16 protein-coding genes are annotated in these 14,607 nt (G+C 41.2%); 14 read left to right on the top strand and 2 right to left on the bottom strand.

The window, feature by feature from the left end; genetic code table 11:
* The first annotated feature begins 10 nt into the window (after window positions 1-10).
* The 7 genes from pstB (NOL38_RS03640) (at window position 11) to NOL38_RS03610 (ending at window position 6,430) form a co-directional block, all read left to right on the top strand.
* Window positions 11-814: a phosphate ABC transporter ATP-binding protein PstB gene (gene pstB / locus NOL38_RS03640; protein WP_172002517.1), complete on the top strand. Its 804-nt coding sequence runs from the start codon at window positions 11-13 to the stop codon at window positions 812-814.
* 11 nt (window positions 815-825) lie between these two features.
* Window positions 826-1,584 carry a phosphate ABC transporter ATP-binding protein PstB gene (gene pstB / locus NOL38_RS03635; RefSeq protein ID WP_105210379.1) on the top strand — a complete coding sequence of 253 codons (759 nt, stop codon included), beginning with the start codon at window positions 826-828 and terminating at the stop codon, window positions 1,582-1,584.
* A 26-nt stretch (window positions 1,585-1,610) separates the two neighbouring features.
* The gene (phoU, locus tag NOL38_RS03630) at window positions 1,611-2,267 is read left to right on the top strand and encodes a phosphate signaling complex protein PhoU (RefSeq protein ID WP_171998852.1); all 657 of its coding nucleotides are present in this window, start codon (window positions 1,611-1,613) and stop codon (window positions 2,265-2,267) included.
* Between the two features lie 146 nt (window positions 2,268-2,413).
* Window positions 2,414-2,842 (top strand): hypothetical protein, encoded by a 429-nt coding sequence (locus tag NOL38_RS03625; protein ID WP_105117943.1) that lies wholly within the window; start codon window positions 2,414-2,416, stop codon window positions 2,840-2,842.
* A 141-nt stretch (window positions 2,843-2,983) separates the two neighbouring features.
* Complete coding sequence (locus NOL38_RS03620) at window positions 2,984-3,655, top strand: response regulator transcription factor (RefSeq protein WP_105117942.1); 672 nt, start codon at window positions 2,984-2,986, stop codon at window positions 3,653-3,655.
* Window positions 3,648-5,030 (top strand): sensor histidine kinase, encoded by a 1,383-nt coding sequence (locus tag NOL38_RS03615; RefSeq protein WP_277941391.1) that lies wholly within the window; start codon window positions 3,648-3,650, stop codon window positions 5,028-5,030. The genes NOL38_RS03620 and NOL38_RS03615 overlap by 8 nt, the downstream gene beginning before the upstream one ends.
* 170 nt (window positions 5,031-5,200) lie before the next feature.
* The gene (locus tag NOL38_RS03610; protein ID WP_277941390.1) at window positions 5,201-6,430 is read left to right on the top strand and encodes a transglutaminase domain-containing protein; all 1,230 of its coding nucleotides are present in this window, start codon (window positions 5,201-5,203) and stop codon (window positions 6,428-6,430) included.
* Between the two features lie 44 nt (window positions 6,431-6,474).
* On the opposite strand, the gene rpsT is transcribed toward NOL38_RS03610, so the two are convergent.
* Together rpsT and coaA are read right to left on the bottom strand one after the other, a co-directional pair.
* On the bottom strand, window positions 6,475-6,723 hold the full coding sequence (rpsT, locus tag NOL38_RS03605; RefSeq protein ID WP_012027069.1) for a 30S ribosomal protein S20: 249 nt from the start codon (window positions 6,721-6,723) through the stop codon (window positions 6,475-6,477).
* 58 nt (window positions 6,724-6,781) lie between these two features.
* Window positions 6,782-7,702 (bottom strand): type I pantothenate kinase, encoded by a 921-nt coding sequence (coaA, locus tag NOL38_RS03600; protein ID WP_277941389.1) that lies wholly within the window; start codon window positions 7,700-7,702, stop codon window positions 6,782-6,784.
* Window positions 7,703-7,814: 112 nt separating this feature from the next.
* Here coaA and NOL38_RS03595 point away from each other — a divergent pair, with 112 nt between their 5' ends.
* The 7 genes from NOL38_RS03595 (at window position 7,815) to NOL38_RS03565 (ending at window position 14,607) form a co-directional block, all read left to right on the top strand.
* On the top strand, window positions 7,815-8,405 hold the full coding sequence (locus tag NOL38_RS03595; protein WP_277941388.1) for a class I SAM-dependent methyltransferase: 591 nt from the start codon (window positions 7,815-7,817) through the stop codon (window positions 8,403-8,405).
* Entirely contained in the window at window positions 8,402-9,679 is a 1,278-nt protein-coding gene (locus NOL38_RS03590) for a pyrimidine-nucleoside phosphorylase (protein ID WP_277941387.1), read from the top strand. Before NOL38_RS03595 ends, NOL38_RS03590 begins: the two co-directional genes overlap by 4 nt.
* A gap of 14 nt (window positions 9,680-9,693) precedes the next feature.
* On the top strand, window positions 9,694-10,356 hold the full coding sequence (deoC, locus tag NOL38_RS03585) for a deoxyribose-phosphate aldolase (RefSeq protein WP_277941386.1): 663 nt from the start codon (window positions 9,694-9,696) through the stop codon (window positions 10,354-10,356).
* On the top strand, window positions 10,343-10,732 hold the full coding sequence (locus NOL38_RS03580; protein ID WP_105117936.1) for a cytidine deaminase: 390 nt from the start codon (window positions 10,343-10,345) through the stop codon (window positions 10,730-10,732). Before deoC ends, NOL38_RS03580 begins: the two co-directional genes overlap by 14 nt.
* Before the next feature lie 81 nt (window positions 10,733-10,813).
* Window positions 10,814-11,881, top strand: a complete 1,068-nt coding sequence (locus tag NOL38_RS03575; protein WP_172091498.1) for a BMP family lipoprotein — start codon at window positions 10,814-10,816, stop codon at window positions 11,879-11,881.
* Window positions 11,882-12,017: 136 nt separating this feature from the next.
* Window positions 12,018-13,553 carry an ABC transporter ATP-binding protein gene (locus NOL38_RS03570; RefSeq protein WP_248032937.1) on the top strand — a complete coding sequence of 512 codons (1,536 nt, stop codon included), beginning with the start codon at window positions 12,018-12,020 and terminating at the stop codon, window positions 13,551-13,553.
* Window positions 13,546-14,607 (top strand): ABC transporter permease, encoded by a 1,062-nt coding sequence (locus NOL38_RS03565; protein ID WP_105109423.1) that lies wholly within the window; start codon window positions 13,546-13,548, stop codon window positions 14,605-14,607. The genes NOL38_RS03570 and NOL38_RS03565 overlap by 8 nt, the downstream gene beginning before the upstream one ends.

Here is a 14,607-nt window from a genome sequence, read left to right as displayed (position 1 = left end):
AGGAGAAAAAATGGCAGATTACAACTGGAATGAACGCCATATCATCACTTTCCCAGAGGAAAAAATTGCCCTTTCAACAAAAGATGTTCATGTTTACTATGGTAAAAATGAAGCCATCAAGGGCATTGATATGCAGTTCGAGAAAAATAAAATTACAGCCTTGATTGGTCCTTCAGGCTGTGGTAAATCAACCTATCTTCGCAGTCTCAATCGTATGAATGATACGATCGATATTGCTAAGGTAACAGGTCAAATCCTTTATGAAGGAATCGACATTAACAGACCAGATATGAACGTTTACGAAATTCGTAAGCATATCGGAATGGTTTTCCAACGTCCTAACCCATTTGCAAAATCGATTTATCGCAACATCACCTTTGCCCACGAGCGTGCGGGTGTAAAAGATAAGCAAGTGTTGGATGAGATTGTTGAAACATCCTTGAAACAAGCAGCCCTCTGGGATCAGGTAAAAGACGATTTACACAAGTCAGCCTTTACCTTGTCAGGTGGTCAACAGCAACGTTTGTGTATCGCTCGTGCGATTTCTGTTAAACCTCAAATCTTGCTCATGGATGAACCAGCCTCAGCCTTGGACCCAATTGCAACCATGCAGTTGGAAGAAACCATGTTTGAGTTGAAGAAAGACTATACCATTATCATCGTTACGCACAATATGCAACAGGCAGCCCGTGCAAGTGATTATACCGCTTTCTTCTATCTTGGTGACTTGATTGAGTATGATAAAACAGCAAATATCTTCCAAAATGCCAAACTCAAGTCTACGAACGACTACGTTTCAGGACACTTTGGATAGAAAGGGAAACAATGACATCACCTATTTTACAAGTAAAAGATTTGTCTGTTTACTACAATAAGAAAAAGGCTTTGAATAATGTTTCAATAGATTTCTATCCAAATGAAATTACAGCCTTGATTGGTCCGTCAGGTTCTGGTAAGTCAACGCTCTTGCGTGCTATTAACCGCATGGGCGATTTGAACCCAGAAGTAACCTTGACAGGTGCTATTGATTACAATGGTAAAAATATTTACAGTCCTCGTACGGATACTGTAGACCTTCGTAAGGAAATCGGGATGGTTTTCCAACAACCAAACCCATTCCCGATGTCCATCTATGAGAATGTTGTTTACGGCCTTCGTATCAACGGTATCAAGGATAAGCAAATTCTGGATGAAGCAGTAGAGAGCTCTCTGATTGGCGCTTCCATTTGGAACGAAGTTAAGGATCGTTTGCATGATTCAGCAGTTGGTTTGTCTGGTGGTCAGCAGCAGCGTGTCTGTGTGGCGCGTGTATTGGCGACCAGTCCAAAGATTATCTTGTTGGATGAGCCAACATCAGCCCTCGACCCCATCTCAGCAGGTAAGATTGAAGACACGCTTTATGGTTTGAAGGATAAGTACACCATGGTATTGGTAACACGTTCCATGCAACAAGCGTCTCGTATTTCAGATAGAACTGGTTTCTTCTTGGACGGAGATTTGATTGAGTATGACTTGACCAAAGAAATGTTCCTCAGTCCGAAACATAAAGAAACAGAGGACTATATCACAGGTAAGTTCGGTTAGACCGTAAGAAAAAGAAAGAGGTTCATATGTTAAGAGCTCAGTTTGAAGAAGAATTAGGCAAACTTCATAACCAATTTTACGCTATGGGGAATGAAGTATTGGCACAAATCAACAATGCTGTTCGTGCCTTTACGACTCATGATCGTGAGTTGGCTAAAGAAGTCATTGAAGCGGACAAGAAAATCAATGCCTTCGAAGTGAAATTAGAGAAAAAATCACTTGAAATCATTGCATTGCAACAACCGGTTTCCACAGACCTTCGTCGTGTTATCACTGTGTTGAAGGCAACGAGTGACTTGGAACGTATGGGTGACCATGCTGTTTCAGTTGCAAAAGCTGCTATTCGCATGAAGGGCGAAGTTCGTATTCCAGTTGTTGAAGAAGAAATCAAGAAAATGGGTCGCGAAGTTCGTCAATTAGTAGAGCAAACCTTGGAGCTTTATCTTGGTGATGCGGATATGGAGCGTGCTTATGAAGTGGCAGCTCATGACGAAGTTGTCAATGAATTTTACTCAACTATCCAAGAATTGACAACTGAAGAAATCAAGAAAAATCCAGATTCTTTGGTTGCTGGTCGTGACTATTTCCAAGTGTTGACTTATTTGGAACGTGTTGGTGATTATGCTAAGAATATCTGTGAGTGGGTTGTTTACTTACGTACAGGCGACATTACAGAATTGTAAAACGGAAGTCCGAAAGGACTTCTTTTTGTATGGAATAAGAATGTGCTACCAATCTTTAGTTTGCTTTAAGTTTTTCATTTTATACTATTTTTATCATCAGATGGTTACCATTATTCTGATAAATATAAATTGAAAAGAGGGATTTCATGTCAATCATCAATCTATTAAAGTCGCAATCGAAAACAGTATTGGCAGCGGTTGCTATAACTGCGGCCACTGTAGGATTTGCTGGTGGGATGTCAGTTGCAAAAAGTGTAGGAAATGCGACTAGTCAAAGCCAAGCCACTTTGGCGCAAAACCAAGATCATTCAATCCTTGGAAACCAAACACCTCCAGCACCTAATGGTCGTTTACGAGGTATGCCTCCTGGAAAAAATGGAGCAATGCGAGGAGTGCCGTCCGATCACAATGCTAATACTAATAGAATGTCACCTAATCAAGCTACAATACCACCCGATGTTACAAGTGGTTCTAGTCAGTCGAATACTTCCTCTGATGAAGTCAATGCCCTAAAAGAGAAAAATAAAGAAATAAAAGCACAAATTTCAGGTAGTTCCGTAACATCAAACCAATAGGAAAAATAAGAAAAAAGTAGTATAATTGACCCAGCTTTGTTGGTCATACAGAGTGAACTCGATAAAAGTGACAGAAAATCAAAGTTCAAGTTCTTCCTTAGTTCCTTGAACGATTTTACATAGTAGAAAAAGGTGAAAAATATGATAAAGATTTTGTTGGTAGAAGATGATTTAAGTCTATCTAACTCCGTTTTTGATTTCCTGGATGACTTTGCAGATGTCATGCAGGTTTTTGATGGAGAAGAAGGAATTTACGAGGCTGAGTCAGGTGTATATGACCTTATTCTCTTGGACTTGATGTTGCCTGAGAAGGATGGCTTCCAAGTCTTGAAAGAATTGCGTGAAAAAGGAGTGACAACCCCTGTTCTGATTACAACAGCCAAGGAAAGTCTTGAAGATAAAGGTCACGGATTTGAATTGGGTGCGGACGATTATTTGACCAAGCCTTTCTATTTGGAAGAGTTGAAAATGCGTATTCAAGCCCTCCTTAAACGTTCAGGTAAATTCAACGACAATCAATTGACCTACGGTGATGTGACAGTTGATCTTGCGACTAATTCCACAAAGGTAGATGGTAAAGAAGTTGAACTACTGGGCAAAGAGTTTGAACTATTGGTCTATTTCCTACAAAATCAAAATGTTATCCTACCTAAGACACAGATTTTCGATCGCTTGTGGGGATTTGACAGCGATACGACCATTTCAGTAGTGGAAGTTTATGTGTCAAAAGTTCGTAAAAAATTGAAAGGAACGGCCTTCGGAGAAAATCTGCAAACCCTTCGCAGTGTCGGCTACATTCTAAAGAATGTTTAAGAGATATAAAAAGATTGTCAATACGGAAAGTTTTTCCTTCTTCATTCGCTATTTTGCTGTATTTACCCTGATATTTGGTTTGATGACAGCCATCATCTTTCAGCTCATGCGTTCCACTATGTATCAGACGACAGATGATACACTAAGTCGGATTAAGGATGAACCCTCTATGATGGTTGGTTTTGCAATTGCGCGGACCTATGAGCCAGATTCTGAATTTATTATCCATGATGAAAGTGGGCAACCTTCTGCAACAAATTCCTCCTCAACGACTGCTTCATCGGAGGATCCACCGCCAAAGGATAAGAAAGGTGATCAACCCATGAGGTTAGGAACCAATACTCATGTTTTGCTCTATAGCAAGAGTGGTGCGCTTTTGAACCCGGATAATTTTACAGGTTTATCCGATTTGAAAGTCGATAAAGAAAATTTGGGGGAAATCAAGGAGTTGACGGTTGAAACTCCATTTGGTTCTGAGGAACATTACCGCTATATCACTGTTGAATTATCCGCAGAGGATTTGGGCTATTATTCTAACTATGACATTACCTGCGCAACGATTTTGGTCAATGTCAGCCAGATAAAGTCTTCTATTGGAACTTATGAATCAACCGTAGCTGTAGTTATGATTTCAGCTTGGTTAATTTCGATTGTCGCTAGTATTTACTTGGCTAATCTCAGCATGAAACCTATTTTAATTAGCTATCAAAAGCAAAAGGATTTTGTTGAGAATGCTAGCCACGAATTGCGTACACCACTAGCAGTATTGCAAAATCGCTTGGAAAGTCTATTCCGTCATCCAGAAGCAACGATTTTGGACAGTAGTGAGAGTATTGGTTCTAGTCTGGAAGAAGTACGAAATATGCGCCTACTGACGACCAATCTGCTCAATCTTGCTCGGCGTGATGATGGATTTAAGCTAGATATGGTAGAGGTGAGCCCTGCCTACTTGGATGAAGTGTTTGAAAACTACCGTATCATTGCTGAGGAAAATGGCAAGAAATTTAAGTGTAACAATCTCATTCAAAAGTCCTTCCGAACGGACAGGGTTCTGTTGAAGCAATTATTAACGATATTATTTGATAATGCAATGAAATACACGGATGAGAATGGTGATATTCGCATTACGGCTACTATGAAGGAGCGCCATGTTTCCATCGCTGTAGCTGATAATGGTCTAGGTATCTCAGATGCAGACAAGAAGAAAATCTTTGACCGCTTTTATAGGGTTGATAAGGCACGGACACGCCAAAAAGGTGGTTTTGGTCTGGGACTTTCTTTGGCTCAACAGATTATCAAATCTCTCGATGGTCAAATTCTTGTCAAAGATAATCAACCCAAAGGGAGTATTTTTGAAGTCCATCTTCCTAAATAATACAAGCAAGATTGGTTCTTGAATAAATGAGATAAACTAGGAGGAGTAGGGGAACCTTTAAACAGGTTTCCCTACTCCTCTTTTTTGTCAAGTGTGATATACTAATTTGTAAGAGCTCTGGAATCTGTCTTTTTGCTAGTTCAAGAGCCAATAGTTGTTAGGAGTGAACCATGAAAGAGTATTTCTATACCCGAAAATTACCCCTTATTTGCCTCCTCAGTCTTTCGGCAATCACTTTGACTGCTTGTTCAACTAATCAAGTAGCAGACAAACTAAAAGACCTGCAATTTGAATTTGTTCAGGAGAAAAAAGAACGTGAGGCAGAATTGTCTGCGCTAAGGGAAGAAGTTGCGGGGAATTTTTATTTTCAAGAGTTGGATACAGACAGGGAACGGCGTGTCTATCTCCAATTTGTTAATGGCTTGAGAAAAAGAGAAAGCAGGATTGAGATTGATTCGGTCAATCAGGAAAACTATACTCGTGTCTATTTTTCTGTTGCCAATGATTTCCCGGAATACTATTGGTTAACGGATGCCATGGTTGATGGGATTGGTTTTTCAGACTTATCAAATCCTATCTATCCTGATGATGTTGAGCAAGTTAGTTTGCAATTGAAAAAAGTCGCCCAATCTATTCTCGAACAGGCTCCCAAGGGTTCAGATTATGAGATGGTCAAGTTTTTCTACGAAACTATTATCAAACAAACTGACTATGATTTAGAGGCCCTGTCCAATGACAGTCTTTCTTGGAAAGAACAGGGCATTACTAGTGTTCTTCTTGAACGGAAATCTGTATGTGCAGGCTATAGCCGAACCTTTCAGTATTTATGTAAATTAGCTGGTATGGATTGTATCTATGTGAGTGGAATGGCCAATAGTGAGCAGGGAAACCAAATCGGCCATGCATGGAACCTGGTTCAGATTGATGGTCAGTACTATGGTATTGACACGACCTGGGGTGATCCTGTCTTTGAAGAAGCTATGGGTGGTCAAGCGAAATCAGATATTTCTTATGACTATCTCTGTGTTACGGATGAATTTTTAAATAGAAGTAGAAAGGCCGATAGTGATTTACTGACTTACTGGGGCAAGGAATACCCTTTTCAGTCAAGGCCCTTGGCCTATCCATCTGCTCAAGACAATTCCCTTAATTATTACATGCAGATGGGTGCCTATTTCCCAAGCTTTGATGAGCTAGCTATCTTAGAAAGTGTTCGTCAGCAGAAAGAGCAGGGAGCAGAGAGGATTTTTCTGCAATTTTCAAATCAGCAAGCCTTGCAGGAAATGGTGAACCTGGCAGGAAGCGACAATAATTCCCTCTTTGATGCCCTGGGTTATGTCTATACCTATCAGTACTATTATAATAACCAGACCTATACGTTTGAAGTGACTGGCTGGTAAGAATGAGAGGATAAAAAAAGGAAACCCGAAGGTTTCTTTTTTTATTAAGCAAGTTTTGATGCAAGACGTGCTTTGTCGCGGCTTGCTTTGTTTTTGTGAATCAAACCTTTAGTTTCTGCTTTATCGATTGCTGAGCTAGCAGCGCGGAAAAGCTCTTCAGATGGGTTAGCTTCAAATGCTTTGATTGCAGTACGCATAGCTGATTTTTGTGCTGAGTTTTTTTCGTTTTGTTTAACGTTCAATTCAGCGCGTTTGATAGCTGACTTAATGTTTGCCAATGGTTTCACCTCCACCCTTTCTTGTACTAACTATACCATTATATCTGAAAAGATAGGTTTTGACAAGTGAAATTTATTTTTTTAGATAAATTTTATCAATCTCATGGTTATCAGCCTTATGGAGAATAATGTCTGCACGGTTTCGGGTAGGTTCGATGAACTTTTCCAAATTAGCTAGGTTTATATTTTTCCAAGTATTTTGGGCAATGGTAATGATTTCTGGATAGGTCATCTGAGTAAAACGATGGTAGTAGTTGTTGGGGTCATTCTTTGCCAGAGTTAATAATTTTTGGAAACGTTCTAGGTACCAGGTTTCAATATGTTCCACATCGGCATCAACGTATATAGACAAGTCGAAATAATCACTGACATAGAGGCGCTGGTTTTGTGGATTTTGAAACACATTGATACCCTCCACAATCAGAAAGTCAGGGGCCTTAATTTCCTGAAGCTGATCCGGTACGATGTCATAAATCTCATGAGAATAGACAGGGATTTGACAATCGTAACCATTTTTTATTTTATCTAGGAAATCAATCAATTTTTCCATATCATAGGACTCTGGAAATCCTTTTTTGTTCAGTATCTGGCGCTCTTCCAGAATGGCATTTGGATAGAGGAAGCCATCTGTTGTGACCAATTCAACCTTGGCGTGTTTAAAGGTGCGGGCGATTAGGATTTGAAGCAGGCGGCTAGTGGTGGATTTTCCTACGGCCACACTACCAGAAACACCGATAATAAAAGGCTGAGGTTTGATGGATTTTTGCAGGAAGAGGCTCTTGGTGAAATTGAGGTCCTTTCGAGCCTTCCGATAAATATGAATAAGGTTGATAAGGGGCAGATAGATGTCCGATACTTCATGCAGTTGGATACGGTCATTGAAACTCTTGATTGAATTGAGCTCTTTTTGGCTCAGGGGAATAGTGGTCTTCCGATGAAGCTGTTGCCAGGTTTTCCGGTCGATTTCTTCAAAATTTAAAAATTCATTCTTCATAGTTTATTCTTTCTAATAGAAGTAAGCGTTTTACATAATACTTACATTTTATCATATTTTCCAATCTTGCAAAACTCTTGAAAACGTTTTTAAGAAATGGTATAATCGGAGTATGTCTAATATGTATTATGAAAAGAATCCAAGTGCAGCACATGATATTCATGAACTCCGTGTCAGCTTGCTGGATACTCCTATGACTTTCTTAACAGATGCTGGTGTATTTAGTAAGAAAATGGTTGATTATGGAAGTCAGGTGCTTTTGAATTCCCTGGAACTAGCGAAGGGAAAAACTCTCTTGGATGTAGGATGTGGCTACGGACCTCTGGGATTGACCTTAGCAAAAGTCTATGACCTAAATGTTACCATGATTGATGTCAATAGCAGAGCTTTAGAGCTAGCCAAGAAAAATGCTGAGAAAAATGGTGTTTCTGCGACTATTTTCCAATCCGATGTCTATGAAGCAGTTGAGGGTAGTTTTGATTATGTGATTTCTAACCCTCCCATTCGAGCTGGCAAATCAGTTGTGCATGAAGTGATTACAGGTGCCAAGGAACATTTGGTTGACGGTGGTAGCTTAACTATTGTCATCCAGAAGAAACAGGGGGCACCGAGCGCTAAGAAACGAATGGAAGAAGTATTTGGAAATTGCCAGATTATTAAAAAGGATAAGGGATACTATATACTTGAAAGTGTGAAAGAATGAGAGCAGTTGATTTAATTCAGAAAAAACGTGATGGTTTAGAGTTGACCACTGAGGAAATCCAGTGGTTGATTGATAGCTATGTGGATGGCAGTGTACCAGATTACCAAATGTCAGCTTTGGCTATGGCAATCTACTTTAAAGGAATGTCCACACGAGAGATTTCAGATTTGACCATGGCTATGGTGCATTCGGGTGAGGAAATTGACCTTTCAGCGATTGCAGGTGTTAAGGTTGATAAGCACTCAACAGGTGGTGTAGGTGATAAGGTTACCTTGATTTTGGCACCGCTTGTGGCAAGTTTTGGTGTTCCCGTTGCAAAGATGAGCGGTCGAGGTCTGGGCCACACAGGTGGCACACTTGATAAACTAGAATCAATCAAAGGCTACCAAATCGAAGTGGGCCAAGATGACTTTATCAAGCAAGTACAGGATACAGGAGTAGCTGTTATCGGTCAATCGGACAATCTGGTGAAGGCAGATAAGTTGCTCTATGCCCTGCGTGATGTGACGGCAACTGTGGATATTATTCCTCTGATTGCAAGTTCGGTCATGTCTAAAAAGATTGCGGCAGGCGCGGATGCCATTCTTCTCGATGTAACGGTTGGCGAAGGTGCTTTCATGAAGAACATCGAAGATGCGCGTGTTCTGGCACGAACCATGGTTGACCTTGGAAAAGCTGTTGGTCGCAAGACAGTAGCTGTCTTGACAGATATGTCCCAGCCAGTAGGTACCTCAATTGGTAATCGCTTGGAAATTTTGGAAGCCTTGGAAATTTTACAGGGAAATGGCAGAGCAGATGTGACAGAATTTATCTGTGAATTGGCTCAAATCATGCTCAGTTTAGCAAACGTTGAAAAAACGGTTGAAGAAGTTCGCCAGCATATTGAAAACGGTGCAGCCCTCAAGAAATTTGAAGAGATGGTTGTAGCTCAAGGTGGTGACTTGGAAGACTTGTACCGTCCGGTTCAAGTTTCTAATCAGGTTGAGGTACTCTCTGACGAAGATGGTTACATCGTTGGACTTCCTGCTTTGGAATTCGGACTATTTGCTATGAGAATTGGTGCTGGTCGGGCTGTTAAGACAGACGATTTGGACTATGAAACAGGAATTGTCTTCCATAAGAAAGTCGGAGAAGCGATTGCCAAGGGTGAAAAAATCGCAACAATTTACGCAAATGAAAATATTTCGGAAAATTTGCTTACAAATTTCAAGAAAAATGTTAAAATAGATAAAGTAAGTGTAAAAACGAAAGAAATCATCGAGATTATTTCTTAATGTACGGAGAAAGTATGAAACTTAATAAATATATCGATCATACCATTTTAAAGCCAGAAACCACTAAAGAACAGGTTGCTCAGATTTTGGCAGAAGCCAAAGAACATGACTTTGCTAGTATCTGTGTCAATCCAACTTGGGTAGCCTACGCAGCCCAAGAATTGAAGGATAGTGACGTAAAAGTTTGTACCGTCATCGGTTTCCCTTTGGGTGCAAACACACCAGCTGTTAAAGCCTTTGAAACCAAGGATGCTATTGAAAACGGTGCTGATGAAATTGATATGGTCATCAATATCGGTGCTTTGAAGTCTAAAAATGATGAATTGGTCTTCGAAGATATTCAGGCTGTAGTGGCTGCTAGCGGTGATAAGCTGGTCAAAGTGATTATCGAAACCTGCCTCTTGACAGAAGAGGAAAAAGTAAAAGCTTGCCAATTGTCAAAAGAAGCGGGTGCAGATTTTGTCAAAACTTCAACAGGCTTCTCAACAGGTGGTGCAACTGTTGAAGACGTTGCACTTATGAGAAAAACGGTTGGACCAGATATGGGTGTCAAGGCTTCTGGTGGTGCTCGTTCTTATGAAGATGCAATTGCCTTCATTGAAGCAGGTGCAACTCGTATTGGTGCTTCATCAGGTGTTGCAATCATGAAGGGAGAAAAGGCGGATGGCGACTACTAAACTGATTGATTTGGTTGTAGAAAATAGCCGTCAGGCCTATGTTCCCTATTCCCACTTTCCAGTAAGTGCAGTCTTGGTTGCTAAAGATGGTCAAATATTTACAGGAGTAAATATCGAAAACGCCAGCTTTGGTCTTACCAATTGTGCGGAGAGAACAGCAATCTTTAAGGCTGTTTCTGAGGGAGTTCTTGATTTTTCTGAGATTGTCATTTATGGTGAAACAGAAAAGCCAATCTCCCCTTGTGGGGCTTGTCGTCAAGTGATGGCAGAATTTTTTGAACAGGATCTAAAAGTGACCTTGGTCGCTAAAGATAAATCGACAGTCGAGATGACAGTCGGGGAATTACTTCCATATTCTTTTACAGACTTGACCTAAGTTTGTAAGCCAGTCGTTAGACTGAAACCATTTATCATTGCAACGAAATGTTGCCAAAGAATTTTTTAGGAGGGTTCAGAAATGAACAAGAAACTTGTTGGTTTGGGTGTTGTATCACTTGCAGCACTTACTCTTGCTGCCTGCGGTAGCCGTACATCAAATAGCTCATCAAGTAGCGAAACTGCTGAGTCATCAGTAAAAGCTGCGATCGTTACTGATATCGGTGGTGTTGATGACCGTTCATTCAACCAATCAGCTTGGGAAGGTTTGACTGCATGGGGTAAAGAAGCTGGTCTTGAAAAAGGTAATGGCTATGACTACTTCCAATCAGCTAGCGAATCTGACTATGTAACGAACCTTGATTCAGCTGTTTCAGGTGGATACAACCTTGTATTTGGTATCGGTTTTGCCTTGGAATCTGCAATTGCTGAAGTTGCTCCAAACAACACAGATACTCATTATGTAATCGTTGACTCTGTTGTACCAGACCTTGACAACGTTGTTAGCGTTGGTTTTGCTGACCACCAAGCATCATACTTGGCAGGTGTTGCAGCTGCTAAATCAACAAAATCTAACCACGTTGGTTTCATCGGTGGTATGGAAGGTGTCGTAATCGACCGCTTTGAAGCTGGTTTCGTAGCGGGTGCCAAATCTGTTAACCCATCTATCAAAGTAACAGTTGACTACGCTGGCTCATTTGGTGATGCTGCTAAGGGTCAAACACTTGCTGCTGCTCAATACGCTGCAGGTGCTGACGTAATCTTCCACGCATCAGGTGGTACAGGTAACGGTGTATTTGCTGCTGCAAAAGCTGAAAATGAAACTCGTAACGAAGCTGATAAAGTTTGGGTAATCGGTGTTGACCGTGACCAATCTGCAGAGGGTGAGTACACATCTAAAGATGGTAAAGCTTCTAACTTCGTATTGGCTTCTACAATCAAAGAGGTTGGTACTGCTGTTAAAGATATCGCAACAAAAGCTGTTGCAGGAGAATTCCCTGGTGGTACTGTAGTTCAATTCTCGCTTGCGGATAAAGGTGTAGAATTGGCTGAAACCAACCTTTCAGAAGATGCTTCAAAAGCTATCGCTGAAGCGAAACAAGCAATCATCGATGGTAAGGTTGAAGTTCCAGAAACTCCAGAAAACTAATCTTTTGAATTAGAATTTTCCGAAGCGGCGGCTGAAATCGGTCGCCCTTTTCGGAGCTGAGAATTTTTCTCAGTAAAGCCTATCAGAAGCTGGTAGGTTTTACTGACAAAAATGATAGTCAGAAAGGAAGAAGATTATGACTAGGGATAATGTCATTGAAATGCGCAATATTACCAAGATTTTTGGTGAATTTGTAGCAAATGACCACATCAACTTACATGTCAGACGAGGTGAAATCCACGCCCTTCTTGGTGAAAATGGCGCTGGTAAATCAACTCTTATGAATATGTTGGCAGGTCTTTTGGAACCTACCAGCGGAGAAATTGCAATTAACGGTGAGGTTGTATCCATTGACTCACCTTCTAAAGCTGCCCATTTAGGTATTGGTATGGTGCACCAGCACTTTATGCTGGTTGATGCTTTCACAGTTGCTGAAAATATCATTCTTGGTTCTGAAACAACAAAGGCAGGTGTGATTGACCTCAAAAAAGCCATTGCTGAAATCAAGGAATTGTCAGAGCGTTACGGCCTAGAAGTTGATCCGACAGCTAAAGTAGCAGATATTTCTGTCGGAGCTCAACAGCGCGTAGAGATTTTGAAGACCCTCTATCGTGGTGCAGACCTCTTGATTTTTGACGAGCCAACGGCAGTTTTGACTCCTGCGGAGATTGCCGAGCTTCTCAAAATCATGAAGAAATTGATTGAAGAAGGCAAGTCTATCATTCTGATCACTCACAAACTGGATGAAATTCGTGCTGTTGCGGATCGTGTAACCGTTATTCGTCGTGGTAAATCCATTGAAACAGTTGATGTCGCGGGTGCAACCAATGAAGACTTGGCTGAGTGGATGGTTGGACGTTCTGTATCTTTCAAAACAGAAAAAATCGCCTCAAATCCTAAGGAAGTTATTCTGTCTATCAAGGATTTAGTAGTTAACGAAAACCGTGGTATTCCGGCAGTTAAAGGCCTTAATCTTGAAGTGCGAGCTGGAGAAGTAGTTGGTATTGCTGGTATCGATGGAAATGGACAGAGCGAGCTTATCCAAGCCATTACAGGTTTGCGTAAGGTAAAATCAGGTTCCATTACCATCAAGGGTGAGGAAGTTGTTGGTAAAACACCTCGTAAAATCACTGAGATGCAGGTTAGCCACGTTCCTGAAGACCGTCACCGTGATGGCTTGGTATTGCAAATGTCTGTTGCAGAAAATATTGCTTTGCAGACATACTATAAAGAGCCAAACTCTAAGAATGGTATTCTGAATTACAATATTATCAATGAAAAGGCGCGTCAGCTAATGGAAGAGTTCGATGTGCGTGGTGCCAGTGAGTTAGTTCCTTCTAAGGCCTTGTCAGGTGGTAACCAGCAGAAAGCCATTATCGCCCGTGAAATTGACCGTAACCCAGATCTTCTCATCGTTAGCCAACCAACTCGTGGTTTGGACGTTGGTGCTATCGAGTACATTCGTAAACGTTTGATTGCAGAGCGTGACAAGGGCAAGGCAGTTCTTGTTGTCAGCTTTGAATTAGATGAAATTTTGGATGTTTCAGACCGCATTGCTGTTATCCATGACGGTACTATCCATGGTATCGTCGATCCTGCGACGACAAACAAGCAGGAGTTGGGTGTCTTGATGGCAGGTGGAAAATTAGAGAAGGGAGAAAGTCATGCCTAAGAAATATCACAATGTGGCCCTTCCATTTTTGGCAGTATTTTCTGGTCTGTTGTTAGGTGCCATTATCATGCTTGTCTTCGGTTATGACCCAATTTGGGGCTACGAAGAACTATTCTATTCAGCTTTTGGTAATGTAAAATCAATCGGTGAAATTTTCCGTGCTATGGCACCACTGATTTTTACCGCTTTAGGTTTCGCAGTGGCTAGCCGTGCTGGTTTCTTCAACGTCGGTTTGCCTGGTCAAGCCTATGTGGGCTGGGTATTCGCAGGCTGGTTTGCCTTGTCAAATCCAGATTTGCCGCGTCCAGTTCTTATTTTAGCGACAGTAGTTATTGCCATGATTGCTGGTGGTATAGCTGGTTCTATTCCAGGTATCTTGCGTGCCTATCTTGGTACCAGTGAAGTTATCGTCACGATCATGATGAACTACATCTTGCTTTACTCATGTAACTATATCATACGTGAAGTGTTTGCTGATGATTTGATGAAGAATACGGATTCGACCATCAACGTTTCAGCCAATGCTTCTTACCAGACAGAATGGCTCCGCGCTTTGACTGATAATTCGCGTATGAACCTGGGTATCTTCTTTGCAATTATAGCTGTCTTGGTCATCTGGTTCTTGTTAACTAAAACAACTCTCGGTTTTGAAATCCGCTCAGTTGGTTTGAACCCAACGGCATCCGACTACGCAGGTATGTCAGCTAAACGTACCATCATTCTTTCAATGGTTATCTCAGGTGCCCTTGCGGGTCTTGCTGGTGCTATTCAGGGTCTTGGTACCTTCCAAAATGTCTACATTCAAAGTGGTAACTTGGATATTGGTTTCAACGGTATGTCTGTTGCCCTCTTGGCTTCAAACTCACCACTCGGTATCCCATTGGCAGCCTTCCTATTCGGTGTTCTCTCTGTTGGGGCACCAGGGATGGTTCGTGCCCAGATTCCACCTGAATTGATTAACGTTGTTACAGCGTCCATCATCTTCTTTATCGGTGTGAAATTTATCTTTGAGCAATTGCTTAAAGCCAAAAATAAAGCGAAAGGAGCGAAATAA

This window comes from Streptococcus suis (assembly GCF_029616525.1).
GTDB lineage: Bacteria > Bacillota > Bacilli > Lactobacillales > Streptococcaceae > Streptococcus > Streptococcus suis_AF.
Note: the sequence above shows the minus strand (reverse complement) of the source record. Positions and strands in the feature narration are given on the sequence as shown.

Excerpts from the sequence above, each read along its gene's own strand:
- NOL38_RS03575 (WP_172091498.1), top strand. The coding sequence starts at position 10,814 with ATGAACAAGAAACTTGTTGGTTTGGGTGTTGTATCACTTGCAGCACTT.
- pstB (WP_105210379.1), top strand. The coding sequence starts at position 826 with ATGACATCACCTATTTTACAAGTAAAAGATTTGTCTGTTTACTACAAT.
- pstB (WP_172002517.1), top strand. The coding sequence starts at position 11 with ATGGCAGATTACAACTGGAATGAACGCCATATCATCACTTTCCCAGAG.
- NOL38_RS03615 (WP_277941391.1), top strand. The coding sequence starts at position 3,648 with ATGTTTAAGAGATATAAAAAGATTGTCAATACGGAAAGTTTTTCCTTC.
- NOL38_RS03610 (WP_277941390.1), top strand. The coding sequence starts at position 5,201 with ATGAAAGAGTATTTCTATACCCGAAAATTACCCCTTATTTGCCTCCTC.
- coaA (WP_277941389.1), bottom strand. The coding sequence starts at position 7,702 with ATGAAGAATGAATTTTTAAATTTTGAAGAAATCGACCGGAAAACCTGG.
- NOL38_RS03570 (WP_248032937.1), top strand. The coding sequence starts at position 12,018 with ATGACTAGGGATAATGTCATTGAAATGCGCAATATTACCAAGATTTTT.
- NOL38_RS03625 (WP_105117943.1), top strand. The coding sequence starts at position 2,414 with ATGTCAATCATCAATCTATTAAAGTCGCAATCGAAAACAGTATTGGCA.
- phoU (WP_171998852.1), top strand. The coding sequence starts at position 1,611 with ATGTTAAGAGCTCAGTTTGAAGAAGAATTAGGCAAACTTCATAACCAA.
- NOL38_RS03565 (WP_105109423.1), top strand. The coding sequence starts at position 13,546 with ATGCCTAAGAAATATCACAATGTGGCCCTTCCATTTTTGGCAGTATTT.
- NOL38_RS03590 (WP_277941387.1), top strand. The coding sequence starts at position 8,402 with ATGAGAGCAGTTGATTTAATTCAGAAAAAACGTGATGGTTTAGAGTTG.
- NOL38_RS03580 (WP_105117936.1), top strand. The coding sequence starts at position 10,343 with ATGGCGACTACTAAACTGATTGATTTGGTTGTAGAAAATAGCCGTCAG.
- NOL38_RS03595 (WP_277941388.1), top strand. The coding sequence starts at position 7,815 with ATGTCTAATATGTATTATGAAAAGAATCCAAGTGCAGCACATGATATT.
- NOL38_RS03620 (WP_105117942.1), top strand. The coding sequence starts at position 2,984 with ATGATAAAGATTTTGTTGGTAGAAGATGATTTAAGTCTATCTAACTCC.
- deoC (WP_277941386.1), top strand. The coding sequence starts at position 9,694 with ATGAAACTTAATAAATATATCGATCATACCATTTTAAAGCCAGAAACC.